This window comes from Denitromonas iodatirespirans (assembly GCF_018524365.1).
GTDB lineage: Bacteria > Pseudomonadota > Gammaproteobacteria > Burkholderiales > Rhodocyclaceae > Nitrogeniibacter > Nitrogeniibacter iodatirespirans.
The window spans coordinates 49,558-63,553 of sequence record NZ_JAEKFT010000004.1 but is presented as its reverse complement, the minus strand read 5'-3'; the positions used below and the strand labels follow the sequence as shown (position 1 = coordinate 63,553).

Here is a 13,996-nt window from a genome sequence, read left to right as displayed (position 1 = left end):
GCGAGCAGGCGCGTGCGACTTGTTCCGATGACCGCCGCCGCGCAGAAAAAGTTCTTACGTCAGACATGCCCGCGCCACGCGATCCCGCGCACTTGATCCGGCCGACGCCGCCCCCGGCCTCAGTCGCCAGCGCTGGCCACGAAGGGCGCCAGGTCGGCGCGACTGACGGTCAGGCGGGCATCGGCGCGCAGTTGGTCGACGAAGAAATCGATGGTGTGGCGCACCCGCGGCGCGATCAGCGCGCGGTGCGGGTATTGCAGGCTGAGGCTCATGTCCGGACTGCGCAGTGCGTCGAACAGCACGATCTTGAGCCCGCCGGCCTGCAGGTGCGGCCACACATGCTGGGTGCCCAGCTGGGCGATGCCCAGGCCGGCCAGGGCGCCGGCGAGCAGGGCGTCCGGGTCCGAGAAGGTGAAGGCGGCCGGGTAGGCATGGGGCTGCGCATCGCCGTCGGTATCGAACAGCCAGATCCATTCGCCGCTCGACAGGAAGCGGGCGGCCAGCAGGTCGTGCGCCACCAGCTCGCGCGGCACCGTCGGCACGCCCTTGCGGGCGAGATAGTCGGGCGAGGCGACCAGCACCGAGAAGAAACGGCAGACCTGCCGCGCGGCAAGGTTGTTGTCCTTGATCACGCCGCCGCGCAGGACGCAGTCGTAGCCGCCGCTGACGATGTCGACGAAGCGGTCGTCCGAATCGATCTCCAGCGCGATGCCCGGGTAGAGGCGGCGAAAGGCCGGCAGCAGCGGCACCAGGAAGTGACGCACCATGCTGCCGCCGGCGGACATCCGCACCCGGCCGCTCGGCCCGGTGCGCCGGGTGGCCAGATCGTCCACCGCGCCGTCGAGCGCCTGCAGCGCGCCGCGCACCTGGTCGAAAAAGGCGGCGCCCTCGGCCGTCAGGTTCAGCGAACGGGTGCTGCGGTTCATCAGACGGATGCCGAGCTTCGCTTCGAGCCGGGCGATGTTCTTGCTGACGGCGGCGGCGGAAATGCCCAGATGGCGGGCGGCGGCCGAGAAGCTGCCGAGTTCGGCCGCGCGGACGAAGGACTGGATGCCGCTCAGGTGCGGGGTGATGGTCATGGCAGGCCTTGATTGATAACTTTTGGTTGATAGCGATTCGATGAGTTTATGGCTTATCGATGGTAATCGACCGCGGCACACTGGGCGCACCTTTTCACAACAGGAGCACCCAACATGAACAAGCATGTGGTCATCATCGGTACGGGCAATGTCGGCACGGCACTGGCCCGGGGGTTTTCGGCGCGCGGCGACCGGGTGGTGTTCGCCTCCCGCGCTCCGCAGGGCGAGGCGGCACGCCAGGCGCTGGACGCCGTGCCCGGCAGCGCAGCGGGCACGCTGGCCGAGACGCTGACCGCGGCCGACATCGTCTGCCTGGCGGTGCCTGGCAGCGCGCTGGAGGCGGTGCTGGCCGAGATCGCGCCGGTGGTACCGGTGGGTACGCTGGTCATCGATGCCACCAATCCGCTCGATTTTTCGCAGGGCGCCCCGCGCCTGGCGCTGGGCTTTTCCGATTCGGCGGGCGAGGCGGTGCAGCGCCGGCTGCCGGCGGCCCGGGTGGTCAAGGCCTTCAACAGCATCGGTGCCGGCCTGTTCGTCCGCCCGGCCTTCACCGGCGGTGCGCCGGACATGTTCATCGCCGGCAATGATTCGGCGGCCAAGGATGAGGTGGCGGCGATCCTGCGCGATTTCGGCTGGCGCGGCGCGATCGACGTCGGGGCGATCGACGCCTCGCGCCTGCTCGAGCCGCTGGCCATGCTGTGGATCGACTACGGCGTGCGCCGCGGCCACTGGACGCACGGCTTCAGCCTGCTCGGCCAGGCGGCATGACAATGGGGCGGGACGCGTACCGTCCGGCGCTCGCCGATTGTTCCGGGACGCAGGCGGCCCGCCTCTGGTATCGTCACCGCCCATGACGACCATGCTTTCCGTTTCCAATCTTTCCAAGGTCTACGAGGGCGGCTTCACCGCGCTCAAGGCCGTCGATCTCGACATCCGCCGCGGTGAGATCTTCGCGCTGCTGGGGCCCAACGGCGCCGGCAAGACGACGCTGATCAGCATCGTCTGCGGTCTGGTCAATGCCTCGACCGGCACGGTGAAGGTGGGCGGGCACGACATCGTGACCGACTACCGGGCCGCGCGCAGCCTGATCGGGCTGGTGCCGCAGGAGCTGACCACCGAGGCCTTCGAGTCGGTGTTCTCGGCGGTGAGCTTCACCCGCGGCCTGTTCGGCAAGCCGGCCGATCCGGCCTATATCGAGAAGGTGCTGCGTTCGCTGTCGCTGTGGGACAAGCGCAACCACAAGATCATGACGCTGTCGGGCGGCATGAAGCGCCGGCTGCTGATCGCCAAGGCGCTCTCGCACGAGCCGCGCGTGCTCTTCCTCGACGAGCCCACCGCCGGGGTCGACGTCGAGCTGCGCCGCGACATGTGGAACCTGGTGCGCGGCCTGCGCGAGGACGGGGTGACGGTGATCCTCACCACCCACTACATCGAAGAGGCCGAGGAGATGGCCGACCGCATCGGCGTCATCACCCATGGCGAGATCATCCTGGTCGAAGACAAGGCCACGCTGATGCACAAGCTGGGCAAGAAGCAGCTGACCGTGCATCTGCACGAGCCCATCGACACGGTGCCCGAGGCGCTAGCCGCCTATGCGCTGGAGCGCACCGACGACGGCCATGCGCTGACCTACACCTACGACGCCGAACGCGAGCACCCCGGCATCGCCGACCTGCTGGCCGACCTCAACGCCGCCGGCGTCGGCTTCAAGGATGTGAACACGACACAAAGCTCGCTCGAAGACATCTTCGTGAGCCTGGTAAAGCAATGAACCTCTACGCCATCAAAGCCATCTACCGCTTCGAAATGGCGCGCGCCTGGCGCACGCTCACGCAAAGCATCATCTCGCCGGTGATCTCCACCTCGCTCTACTTCGTGGTCTTCGGCGCCGCCATCGGCTCGCGCATTCCGGAAGTGGACGGGGTCAGCTACGGCAGCTTCATCGTGCCCGGCCTGATCATGCTGGCGCTGCTCACCCAGAGCGTGTCGAACGCCTCCTTCGGCATCTACTTTCCGCGCTTCACCGGTACCATCTACGAGGTGCTCTCGGCGCCGGTGTCCTACCTCGAGATCGTCATCGCCTATGTGGGCGCGGCGGCCACCAAGTCGCTGATCCTGGGCAGCATCATCCTCGCCACGGCGGGGCTGTTCGTGGATATCCGCATCGAGCATCCGCTGTGGATGCTGCTGTTCTTCGTGCTCACCGCCTTCACCTTCAGCCTGCTCGGCTTCATCATCGGCATCTGGGCCGACGGCTTCGAGAAGCTGCAGCTGGTGCCGATGCTGATCGTCACGCCGCTGACCTTCCTCGGCGGCAGCTTCTACTCCATCCACATGCTGCCGCCGTTCTGGCAGACGGTGACGCTGTTCAACCCGGTGGTGTACCTGGTCAGCGGCTTCCGCTGGAGCTTCTACGGCCTGGCCGACGTCAGCCCGGCGCTCAGCCTGGGCATGACGTTGCTGTTCCTGGTGGTGTGCATCGGCGTCGTGGCGTGGATCTTCCGCACGGGGTATCGCCTCAAGCCGTGAGCCGGCCCGTCCTGTATTCCTTCCGCCGCTGCCCCTACGCGATCCGTGCGCGGCTGGCGTTGGGGCAGGCCGGGGTGGCGGTCGAGTTGCGCGAAGTGGTGCTGCGCGACAAACCCGCCGCGATGCTGGCGATCTCGCCCAAGGGCACGGTGCCGGTGCTGCAGCTGCCCGACGGCCGGGTGATCGACGAGAGCCTCGACATCATGCGCTGGGCGCTCGGCCGGCATGACCCCGAAAACTGGCTGACGATTGGCGACGCCGACACGCAGGCCGCGCTCATCGCCCGCAACGACATCGGCTTCAAACCGCTGCTCGACCGCTACAAATACGCCGAACGCTTCCCCGAAAAGCCGGCAGCCGCTTGGCGCGACGAAGCAGTCGCCGTGCATCTGGCCGATCTCGATGGGCGCCTCGCGCACGCCCCCTACCTCTTCGGCGCCACGCCCGCGCTCGCCGATGCGGCGCTGTTTCCCTTCGTGCGCCAGTTCGCCGGTGTCGATCCGGCATGGTTCGACATGGCGCCGCTGCCGGCGCTGCGGAGGTGGTTGGCCGGCTGGCTGGGGTCGGATCTGTTCGCCGCGGTGATGAAAAAACAGCCGCCTTGGCGCGCGGCAGACGGCTGCGCCTAACGCGGCTCCAGCACCGCCAGCAGCTGCGCCAGCCGCGCGTCCAGCGCGGCGACATCCGCCGCTGCGAGTGGCGCCAGGATGCGCCGCTCGTTCTCCAGGTGCGCTTCGACGGCGCGGTCGATCAGCGCGAGACCGTCGGCGGTCAGCGTCACCAGTTTGCTGCGCGCATCCTTCGGGTCGGGCTGGCGCTCGATCCAGCCGCGCGCTTCGAGCCCTTGCAGGCGATGGGTCATGGTGCCCGAGGTGATCATCAGCGAGGAGAACAGCGCGGTCGGCGTCAGGGCGTAGGGCGCACCGGCGCGGCGCAGCGTGGCCAGCACGTCGAACTCGCCGCGGCCGATGCCGAAGGCACTGAACACGGTGTCCAGCTCGCGCCGCATCAGCGAGGCGCAGCGGGCCAGACGGCCGATCATGCTCATCGGCGCCAGATCGAGGTCCGGCCGTTCGCGGCGCCATTGCGCCAGGATGGTGTCCACTGCGTCGCCATGTGTCGGTCCGTTCATCGCTTGCTCCCGGCTATTGTCTTGAGTTCAAGATAAATCCGTGTCAGGCTCCATTTTATCTTGATATGAAGATAAAGCCATGAGCACGACACCCTCCACTTCCGTTTGGCGCGATGGGCTCCTCACCGCGCTGGCGCCCATCATCTGGGGCACCACCTACATCGTCACCACCGAGCTGCTGCCGCCGGACCGGCCGTTCACCGCCGCCTTGCTGCGCACGCTGCCGGCCGGCCTGGCCCTGGTGCTGTGGTGCCGGCGCCTGCCGGCCGCCGGCTTCTGGGGGCGGATGGCGCTGCTCTCGGCGCTCAACATCGGCGTCTTCCAGGCCTTGCTGTTCGTTGCCGCCTACCGCTTGCCGGGCGGGCTGGCGGCGGTGGTCGGCGCCATCCAACCCCTGCTGGTGATGGCGCTGGCCTGGGCGGTGGACCAGCAACGGCCGGTGCGCCTGGCGGTGTGGGCGAGCGTGGCGGGGGTGTTCGGCATGGGGGCGCTCTTGCTGTCGCCAGACACGGTGTGGGAGCCGGTGGGCATTGCGGCGGCGCTGGCCGGCGCGGCCTGCATGGCCGCCGGCACGTTTCTGGCGCGGCGCTGGCGGCCGGATCTGCCGGTGCTGGCCTTCACCGGCTGGCAGCTGCTGCTGGGCGGCGCCATGTTGGCGCCGGTGGCGTGGATCATCGACCCGCCGCTACCCGCGCTGAGCCTGCTGAATGTGGCCGGCTATGCTTATCTGGCGGTGTTCGGCGCGCTGGTGTCTTACGGCTTGTGGTTTCGCGGCGTGGCGCGCCTGTCGCCGGTGGCGGTGTCCTCGCTCGGTCTGCTCAGCCCGCTGACCGCGGTGCTGCTCGGCTGGCTGCTGCTCGGCCAGAGCATGCGCGGGCTGTCGTTGCTGGGGCTGGTGATGGTGCTCGGCAGCGTGCTGGCGGTGCAGTGGGCGATGTCGCCGCCGCGTCGCACACCGGTCATCGACGCGGCGCCGTCCGCGGCCGACGGCGTGGTGCGCAACCCGGTCTAGGCGACGCGCTTCAGGGCGCGATGGCGCGCTGCCAGGCGGCCAGCTTGGCGTCGAAGCGCAGGCCGGCGTGGGCCGGGCTGGTCGAGGGCAGGCGGCGATGGCGGGGAATGGCCAGGTGCGGGTCGCTCAGCGACGGCAGCACATGCTTGAGAAAGCTGGTCTCGGCCTTGGCGCCGTTGAAGTAGATGGCCTGGATGTGCGGGTGCGTGTCGAGAAAGCCGGCGAAATCGTTCGGCACGATGCTCGACTCGACGATGTCCGAATCCAGGCTGGACTCGCGCGTGCAGGCGGCCAGCACGTCCCACACCGCCACGCCGGCGGCGGTCAGCGCGGCGCAGCGCTCGGCATAGGGCGCGGTGACCTCGATGTCGAACAGCTCGGCCATGATCGGCCAGAAAGCGTTGTGCGGATGGGCGTAGTACTGCTGCTCGGCGAGCGAGCGTCTACTCGGCATGCTGCCGAGAATCAGCAGTCGGGCGTCGGGACCGGCCAGCGGCGGGAAACTCTGAACGTAGGACATGGTGGGCAGGCTACTCGCGGTCGAGATGGGCGTAGGGCGGCAGGGTCTGCAGGCGGTCGTCGTCGACCGGGCCGCCGAGGGTGAAGTGATAGAGGCTTTGCCAGGTGGTGTCGGTGATGCCCATCAAGGTGTGCATCAGATCGTCGAAGAAGCAGCCGATGCCGGTGCCGCGCAGGCCGGTGGCCTCGGCTTCCAGATACAGCACTTGGCCGACCAGGCCGGTCTCGCGGAACAGGCGCGGATAGGCGCGCGCACCACCGGCCGCCAGCGCGGCATCGAACTCGGCCAGCAGGCCGACGGCGAAGGCGCCGTCAGAAGCAATCGCCTGCTGGCAGCTCACCGTTTGCGCCGCGCGGCGCGTGTCGTCGGCGATCAGGCGGAACAGCGGCAGATCCGCCGGGCAGCCCTCGGGCGTCTCCCACACGAATTCCCCCGAGAGCGATGCGCGCAGACTGGCTTCGTGCGCCGGGTCGCGCACCAGCAGGTAGAAGCCGGGCGTGAGGTCCGTGACCCGGTGCACCATCAGCGCCAGCGACACCCGCGGCGGGCCGGGGAGCGCGGCGGCGGGGAAGGCGCCGGGCAGGGTGCGTGCCAGCAGGCGGTAGAAGTCGGCGCGCGCCAGCGGGCTCTCGCCGTCCATATCCACCGCGCTGCGCCGCTGGCGGATGAGCTGCTCGGCGCTGTGGCCGCGGTCGGGGCCGGTGTCGAGGCAAGGTTCGGCCGAGGGCGTGTCCGGGGCAGGGCCGGGGGTTGCGGCGGCGGCTGCCACGGTGTCGATGATCGGCCAGGGGTGGTGATCGTGGCTCAGACGACTGGGCGAGCCGAGCAGGTCGAGGGCGGGGATGCGTGCCTGCCAGGCCTTGGCGTCTGGATCGATGACAGGCATGCCGGCCGGCGTGAGCAGGATCAGGCAGTCGGCCTGCTCGGCCTCGGGGCCGGCTTGACGGTCGGTACCGAGCAGGCGGGCGAGGTCGGCGTCGGCGATCGTGTCGATCACCCGCGCTTGCCAGCCGAGCGTGCGCGCGGCGAAGGCGATGGCGCCGATGGCGTGGCCGACATCGTGCTGGCAGTAGCGGTAAGCGCGCTCGCCGTACTTCCAGGCTTCGCGCCAGTGGATCGAGCTGAGCCCCATCAACAGGCAGGGGTGCGGCAGGCCGGCCGTGAGCACCGCCCATTGCGCCTCGGTGAGCGCGGCGCGCCGCTCCAGCGTGTGGGTGTAGGGCGCGTAGTGGAAGACGCCGGGCGCATCGATCAGGCCGGGCACCGGGCCGCTGATCACATAGCCCTCGGTCGGATGCAGCGCGCCGCTGGAGGGGTTGATGCGCAGCGACCAGGCTTGGCCGGGCGCCACCTGCTTCCAGGCCGACAGCGCCAGGCTGTGGTAGAGCAGGCGGCCGACGGTGTCGGCATCGAGCGGGGCGGGTACGGGCGGCGCGGCGAACAGGCTGTCGTAGCTCGGCGCCGCGCGCAGCGGCGGGTGCGGCAGGGCGATCGTGGGTGCGCCGTCGAAACGGCGGAACGGGTCGGGCTGGGTGGCCCAGTCGAGATAGCCGAGCGAGGCGGCATAGCGCTGGGGATGGTGCTTGGTGCGCGTGTGGTAGTGGCGCACCACGTCCAGCGAATCGGTGTCTGGGGAATTCATGAGGCCGATCATCGCATACCCGGGGTTTGATGTCGGACGCTGGCAAGGGCGGTGAAAAGGTGTAGGGAGCGGCCAATGCCGTGGCCCTTCGCGTGGCCCGGATCTGAGTCTGGCCGCCCAGACGGCGCATCTGGTGACTTGCCGGATGCGAGGGCAAATGCACGCATCACCCGACGCACGCCCGCGACCCTCGAGGGGATGTTGCGCCTCCGGGCGGGTTTCAGCGGTCCGCCGTCCGGCGTGTTGCAGGCCGGACGGCCGGAGTGCGGTGCTTACTTCGTGATCGGTGCCAACAGTTTGGGGTTGGTCACCAGCTTGCGCACGCCATGGGCGTGGTCTTCCTTGAAGGCGTTGTTCTTGCACCATTCGCCGACGCTGTTGATGTCGAGCTTGGCGCATTGCGGACGCACGCTCCAGGTGACCTGCAGCGGCGAGCAAGTCTGGTCGGTGTACTTCGGGCCTGTGGTCGAGCCGAGAAACTCGACCGGCTTGCCGGTGTCGGTCGGCAGCCTCTTGGCCTGATGCAGGCCGTTCACCATGTTGCCGTCGTAGTCCATGTCGTTGATGTTGAGGGCTTGCGGGTCGTTGACCAGGGTGAAGACCTGCGATTCGACCCGCAGGTCGGGATTGGCGCACTTCTCGGACAGGCAGGCGCCCAGGCCGGCGCCTGGCTGGACGTCGCATGATGAGTGCACCCAGTGCACCTCGATGGTGTCGCCGGGCTTCAGGTTGCCATGTTCGCTGTCGCAGATGCTCTCCTTGGTCGGCGCCAGCTCGGCGGGTGTCAGCGTCTTGCTGATGGTGCACTGGTAGCCGCTCTGGTAGCCATGGCCATCGCCTTCGCCGGCGTAGATGGAAAAGGCGGCGGCCTTGTGCTCGGCGTTCTTGTGGAAGTGGATGTTGCAGAGGTTCATTTGGCTGGCTGGCGGCGCGAGCGCGATCCTGCGCTTGTTCTCGCCGGCCAGGCTGTTGATGTCACGAGGGGTTTGCGGGCCGAAGCCGACACAGGCCGCGCCGCCGTCGGCGTGGCCGTGGGATTGTTCGGCGGCCAGGGCGGGCGAAGAAAGTAGGCCGACGGTGATGACGAGGCCAAGGGTGCGATAGGCAGGGTGCATATAGTCGCTCCGGTGAGTAGGTTGTGAGGTTGGGCTCCGTGGCGCTCTGGTGGGCCAGGGTGCCCCAACATCATAGCCTCGCTGCGTCGTGAGGGGCATACGACATAAAATTTTTCAAGCCGCATCGCAGCGGTTCCCGCAGGCCGGCAGCAAGCGGTCGGGTGGGGCTTTACCCGTTTTTACATCGCACTAACGGTGGTTAACCCGGCGCGGTAGCACCATCCGACCATCTGCTTGCCCAAGGGGCGATGCGCCTCGTCGGCCGATCCTTCCATGTCTTTGTGAATGCGATGAAAACCTCACTCCGTAGCTGCTCAACCCGCCTCGGCGTCGGGGCGCTGGCCGTGTTCATGGCCGGCTGTGCCACGCTGGGCCCCGACTACCAGGCACCGGTCGCGGCCGTGCCCGAGGCCTGGCATGCCGCACCGGCTTCGGGCAGTGCCACCGGTAGCGCCTCGATCGAGCGCTGGTGGCAGCAATTGGGCGATGCGTCCTTGAGCGAGTTGATCGACCAGGCGCTGCGCGCCAATCCGGATCTGCAGGCCGCCCGTGCGGCGGTGCAGGCCTCGCGTGCGCAGGAGCGCGTGGCGCGGGCCGGGCAGATGCCGAGCGTCGGCGCTTCGGGCAACGCCAGCGCCAGTGGCCGCGGCGATGCCGCGGTGAGCGAGCGCTGGACGGCCGGTTTCGATGCCGGCTGGGAGATCGACATTTTCGGCGGCGTGCGCCGCGGCGTCGAGGCGGCGCGCGCCGACCGCGAGGCGGCCAGTGCGAACCTGGCCAACACGCATGCCTCGCTGGCCGCCGAGGTGGCGCTCAACTATGTGACGCTGCGCACCGGCCAGGCGCGCCTCGCCATTGCCCGGCGCAACCTCGCCGCGCAGCAGGAGACCCTGCAGCTGACCGACTGGCGCGCCCAGGCCGGGCTGGCCAGTTCGGTGGAGGTCGAGCAGGCACGCACCAACACCGAGCAGACGCGCGCCCAGATCCCCAGCCTGCAGACCGGCATCGCCAGCGCCGCCAACCGGCTCGCCGTGCTGACCGGACAGGCACCCGGCGCGCTGCAGACGACGCTCGCCGACGGCGGCCTGCCGGCGGTGCCGACCGCCATCGCCGTCGGCATTCCGGCCGAGGTGCTGCGCCAGCGCCCCGACGTGCAGGCCGCCGAGCGCGCCCTGGCGGCGGAAACGGCGCGCATCGGCGTGGCCGAGGCGGCGCGCTGGCCGGGCTTTACGCTGAGCGGGTCGATCGGGCTGGAGGCGGTCACTTTCGGTGCGCTGGGCAACGGCGCCTCGGTGCTGCGCACGCTGGCCGCGGGCATCGGCGGCGTGCTGTTCGATGGTGGCGCGCTGGCCGCGCGGGTCGAGCAGCAGGGCGCGGTGCGCGAGCAACGCCTGCACAGCTATCGCAGCACGGTGCTGGCCGCGCTGGAAGATGTCGAGAACGCCCTGACGGCACTCGACAACACCGCCCGCCGGCGCGATGCGCTGGCCGCCGCCAGCGCCGCCGCGCGCAACGCCAAGCTGCTGGCCGCCGACCGCTATCGCAGCGGCCTGATCGACTTCCAGACGATGCTCGACACCGAGCGCAGCCTGCTCAGCACCGAAGACAGCCTGGCCAGCGCCGAAGGCGAGCGCCTGAGCGCGCTGATCCAGCTCTACAAGGCGCTGGGCGGCGGCTGGTCGCGCGCCGATCTCACCGAACCCGCAGACAACCCGCAGGACAAGCACTCATGAACTCACCCGAAAAAATCGGCGCGCCGGCCGCCATCGCGCCCGCGGCCATCCTCGATGTGACCACGCGCAAGCCCCGCCGCGGGCGCGGGTGGCTGGCGGCCGGCGTGGTGCTGCTGCTCGGTGCCGGCGCCTATGCGATGTGGGGCGGCAAGGACACGGCGGCCGCCGTGCGCTACCAGACCAGCCCGGCCGAGCGCGGGGCGCTGGTGGTGACCGTGTCGGCCACCGGCACCTTGCAACCGACCAACCAGGTGAATGTCGGCAGTGAATTGTCCGGCACCGTCCAGCAGGTGTTCGTCGATGACAACAGCCGTGTCAGCAAGGGGCTGGTGCTGGCCCGGCTGGATGTGTCCAAGCTCGAGGACCAGGTGGCCAATGCGCGCGCTGCGGTGAAGGTGGCCGAGGCCTCGGTGCAGCAGGCCGAGGCCACGGTGGAGGAGTCGCGCAGCAGCCTCGCGCGGCTCAACGAGGTGTTCAAGCTCTCCGGCGGCAAGGTGCCCTCGAAGACCGAGATCGAAGCGGCCGAAGCCAGCGTGGCCCGGGCGCAGGCCAACCTCGCCAGCGCCCGGGCCGGCGTGCTGCAGGCGCGCGCCACGCTGCGCACCAACGAAACCAATCTGGCCAAGGCCTCGATCCGCTCGCCGATCGACGGCGTGGTGCTGTCGCGCGCGGTCGAGCCGGGGCAGACGGTGGCGGCCTCGCTGCAGGTGGCCACGCTGTTCGTGCTGGCCGAGGATCTGGCCAAGATGGAGTTGCAGGTGAAGGTCGACGAGGCCGATGTCGGCCAGGTGAAGGAGGGGCAACAGGCGAACTTCACCGTCGATGCCTACCCCGACCGGCGCTACCCGGCGCACATCACCCGTGTGAGCTACGGCGCCACCACCACCGACAACGTGGTCACTTACCTGACCACGCTGGAAGTGGCCAACGAAGACCTCAGCCTGCGCCCAGGCATGACGGCCACGGCCGAAATCACCACCCTGGAGAAGGCGGACGTGCTGCTGGTGCCAAACGCCGCGCTGCGCTACACGCCCGCGGCGGCCCGCGGCGAGCGCAAGCAGAGCCTGGTCGCCAGCCTGATGCCGCGCCCGCCGCGCCAGGCCAAGACCGTCAAGCTCCAGGACCCGGCCGCCGGCGAGCGCCAGCTGTGGGTGCTGCGCGACGGCCAGCCGGTGGCGGTGACGGTGAAAACCGGCGCCACCAATGGCCGCATGACCGAGATCGTGGCGGGCGATCTGGCCGCCGGTACGGCGGTGATCACCGATGCCGTGAGCGGCGCACGATGAGCGCCATGCATGACGCCCCCGAGGCGCTGATTCGCCTGGCCGGCATCACCAAAGTGTATGGCAGCGGGCAGGCGGCCTTCCAGGCGCTGCGCGGCGTGGATCTCTCCATTTCGGCCGGCGAGTTCGTGGCGGTGATGGGGCCGAGCGGCTCGGGCAAGTCGACGGTGATGAACATCCTCGGCTGCCTCGATACGCCCACCAGCGGCAGCTATGAATTTCAGGGCGTGCATGTCGAGACCATGGACCGCAACCAGCGCGCCTTGCTGCGGCGGCATTTTCTCGGCTTCGTGTTCCAGGGCTTCAACCTGCTGGGGCGCACCTCGGCGCTGGAGAACGTCGAGCTGCCGCTGCTCTACCGCGGTGAGCCGGCGGCCAAGCGCCATGCCGCGGCGCGCGCCGCGCTGGCTCAGGTCGGCCTCGACGGCTGGGAAGACCACACCCCGGCCGAGCTCTCCGGCGGACAGCAGCAGCGCGTGGCCATCGCCCGCGCCATCGTCACCAACCCGGCGGTGCTGCTGGCCGACGAGCCCACCGGCAACCTCGACAGCCAGCGCAGCGTCGAGATCATGGAGTTGCTCACCGAGCTCAACCGCCAGCGCGGCATCACCATCCTGATGGTGACGCATGAGCCGGACATGGCGGCCTATGCGCACCGGCAGGTGCATTTCGTCGATGGCCGGGTGGATAGCGATGCGCGCACGCCGGCGCTGGAGGCGGGCACATGATCTGGAATACCTTGCTGCTCGCGCTGCGCGAGATCCGCCGCAACCTGCTGCGCTCCTTCCTGACGATTCTCGGCATCGTCATCGGCGTGGCGGCGGTCATCACCATGGTGACGCTCGGCAACGGCGCGACCCAGTCGATCTCCGACCAGGTGTCCAGCCTGGGCAGCAACCTGCTGATGGTGCGCCCGGGCCAGCGCATGGGCCCGGGCGGTAGCGCCGGGGCGCCGATGTTCAAGCTGGCTGACGTGCAGGCCATCGCCACCCAGGTGTCGGGCATCAAGGCCGTGGCGCCGGAGACGCGCAAGGCGGTGTCGGTGGTGGTGGGCGCGCGCAACTGGTCGAGCGTGGCCACCGGCAGCACGCGCGACTATTTCACCGCCGCCGGCTGGACGCTTTCCGCCGGGCGCATCTTCACCGAGGCCGAGGCACGCGGCGGCCAGGCGGTGTGCGTGATCGGCGCCACCTTGCAGCGCGAGCTGTTTGGCGGTGGCGACCCGCTCGGCGAGTCGATGCGGGTGGCGGACTTCTCCTGCCAGGTGATCGGCGTGCTCGCCGCCAAAGGGCAGTCGGCCTTCGGCTCGGATCAGGACGACACGATCGTGATGCCGATCCGCACCGTGCAACGCCGCCTGACCGGCGACCCGGATGTGCGCACGATTCTCGTCTCGGCCAACGACAGCAACGCGACCGAGGCGGTCAAGGTGCGGGTCGAGACGCTGCTGCGCGAGCGGCGCAAGATCGGCGCCAACGAGGACGACAATTTCAACGTGCTCGACACCAAGCAGATCGCCCAGACGCTGTCGACCACCACCCGCATCATGACCACCCTGCTCGGCGCGGTGGCGGCGGTCAGCCTGCTGGTGGGCGGCATCGGCATCATGAACATCATGCTGGTGTCGGTCACCGAGCGCACCCGCGAGATCGGCATCCGCCTGGCCATCGGCGCGCTCGAACACGAGGTGTTGCTGCAGTTCCTGATCGAGGCGGTGGTGCTCTCCAGCCTGGGTGGGCTGATCGGCGTGGCGCTGGCCACCGGCGCGTCGATCGGGCTGTCGTCGTTGATGAGCATCCCCTACCTGTTCGACCCGGGCATCAACCTGCTGTCCTTCGGCATCTCGGCGCTGATCGGTGTGGTGTTCGGCTTCTTCCCGGCGCGCCGGGCCGCGCGGCTCGATCCGATCGACGCCTTGCGCCACGAGTGAGCGCCGCTGGCCGCGGGGGAG

At 69.3% G+C, this 13,996-nt stretch carries 13 protein-coding genes and 1 pseudogene; 9 read left to right on the top strand and 5 right to left on the bottom strand.

Annotation, left to right across the window (positions count from 1 at the left end; genetic code table 11):
• Window positions 1–119: 119 nt before the first annotated feature.
• Window positions 120–1,079 (bottom strand): LysR family transcriptional regulator, encoded by a 960-nt coding sequence (locus tag I8J34_RS04590; RefSeq protein ID WP_214360207.1) that lies wholly within the window; start codon window positions 1,077–1,079, stop codon window positions 120–122.
• Between the two features lie 93 nt (window positions 1,080–1,172).
• On the opposite strand from I8J34_RS04590, the pseudogene I8J34_RS04585 reads away from it, so the two are divergent.
• From I8J34_RS04585 to I8J34_RS04570, 4 genes and pseudogenes are all read left to right on the top strand, one after another.
• Window positions 1,173–1,847 (top strand): annotated as a pseudogene (locus I8J34_RS04585) (NADPH-dependent F420 reductase); the annotation flags it as partial.
• A gap of 82 nt (window positions 1,848–1,929) precedes the next feature.
• A complete protein-coding gene (locus I8J34_RS04580) occupies window positions 1,930–2,850 on the top strand; it encodes an ABC transporter ATP-binding protein (RefSeq protein WP_214360205.1) in 921 nt (306 codons plus the stop codon).
• The gene (locus I8J34_RS04575; protein WP_214360204.1) at window positions 2,847–3,608 is read left to right on the top strand and encodes an ABC transporter permease; all 762 of its coding nucleotides are present in this window, start codon (window positions 2,847–2,849) and stop codon (window positions 3,606–3,608) included. The genes I8J34_RS04580 and I8J34_RS04575 overlap by 4 nt, the downstream gene beginning before the upstream one ends.
• Complete coding sequence (locus I8J34_RS04570) at window positions 3,605–4,237, top strand: glutathione S-transferase (RefSeq protein WP_214360203.1); 633 nt, start codon at window positions 3,605–3,607, stop codon at window positions 4,235–4,237. Before I8J34_RS04575 ends, I8J34_RS04570 begins: the two co-directional genes overlap by 4 nt.
• On the opposite strand, the gene I8J34_RS04565 is transcribed toward I8J34_RS04570, so the two are convergent.
• Window positions 4,234–4,740 carry a MarR family winged helix-turn-helix transcriptional regulator gene (locus I8J34_RS04565; protein ID WP_214360202.1) on the bottom strand — a complete coding sequence of 169 codons (507 nt, stop codon included), beginning with the start codon at window positions 4,738–4,740 and terminating at the stop codon, window positions 4,234–4,236. The two genes, I8J34_RS04570 and I8J34_RS04565, sit on opposite strands and share 4 nt — an antisense overlap.
• A gap of 79 nt (window positions 4,741–4,819) precedes the next feature.
• Between I8J34_RS04565 and I8J34_RS04560 the strand changes: the two genes are divergently transcribed.
• Complete coding sequence (locus I8J34_RS04560) at window positions 4,820–5,752, top strand: EamA family transporter (protein WP_214360201.1); 933 nt, start codon at window positions 4,820–4,822, stop codon at window positions 5,750–5,752.
• Between the two features lie 10 nt (window positions 5,753–5,762).
• Here the strand turns inward: I8J34_RS04560 and I8J34_RS04555 are convergent, their stop codons facing one another.
• From I8J34_RS04555 to I8J34_RS04545, 3 genes are all read right to left on the bottom strand, one after another.
• On the bottom strand, window positions 5,763–6,272 hold the full coding sequence (locus tag I8J34_RS04555) for a DNA-deoxyinosine glycosylase (RefSeq protein WP_214360200.1): 510 nt from the start codon (window positions 6,270–6,272) through the stop codon (window positions 5,763–5,765).
• A gap of 10 nt (window positions 6,273–6,282) precedes the next feature.
• Window positions 6,283–7,914, bottom strand: coding sequence for a nitroreductase family protein (locus I8J34_RS04550; protein ID WP_214360199.1), 1,632 nt, complete (start codon window positions 7,912–7,914; stop codon window positions 6,283–6,285).
• 272 nt (window positions 7,915–8,186) lie between these two features.
• Window positions 8,187–9,029 (bottom strand): delta-class carbonic anhydrase, encoded by an 843-nt coding sequence (locus I8J34_RS04545; protein WP_214360198.1) that lies wholly within the window; start codon window positions 9,027–9,029, stop codon window positions 8,187–8,189.
• A 290-nt stretch (window positions 9,030–9,319) separates the two neighbouring features.
• Between I8J34_RS04545 and I8J34_RS04540 the strand changes: the two genes are divergently transcribed.
• Genes I8J34_RS04540 through I8J34_RS04525 form a run of 4 tightly spaced genes read left to right on the top strand, consistent with a single transcriptional unit; the run spans window position 9,320 to window position 13,975 of the window.
• Entirely contained in the window at window positions 9,320–10,762 is a 1,443-nt protein-coding gene (locus tag I8J34_RS04540) for an efflux transporter outer membrane subunit (protein WP_214360197.1), read from the top strand.
• Window positions 10,759–12,048 (top strand): efflux RND transporter periplasmic adaptor subunit, encoded by a 1,290-nt coding sequence (locus tag I8J34_RS04535; protein ID WP_214360196.1) that lies wholly within the window; start codon window positions 10,759–10,761, stop codon window positions 12,046–12,048. The genes I8J34_RS04540 and I8J34_RS04535 overlap by 4 nt, the downstream gene beginning before the upstream one ends.
• Window positions 12,045–12,773 carry an ABC transporter ATP-binding protein gene (locus tag I8J34_RS04530; RefSeq protein WP_214360195.1) on the top strand — a complete coding sequence of 243 codons (729 nt, stop codon included), beginning with the start codon at window positions 12,045–12,047 and terminating at the stop codon, window positions 12,771–12,773. Before I8J34_RS04535 ends, I8J34_RS04530 begins: the two co-directional genes overlap by 4 nt.
• Window positions 12,770–13,975 (top strand): ABC transporter permease, encoded by a 1,206-nt coding sequence (locus tag I8J34_RS04525; RefSeq protein ID WP_214360194.1) that lies wholly within the window; start codon window positions 12,770–12,772, stop codon window positions 13,973–13,975. Before I8J34_RS04530 ends, I8J34_RS04525 begins: the two co-directional genes overlap by 4 nt.
• Window positions 13,976–13,996 lie beyond the last annotated feature (21 nt).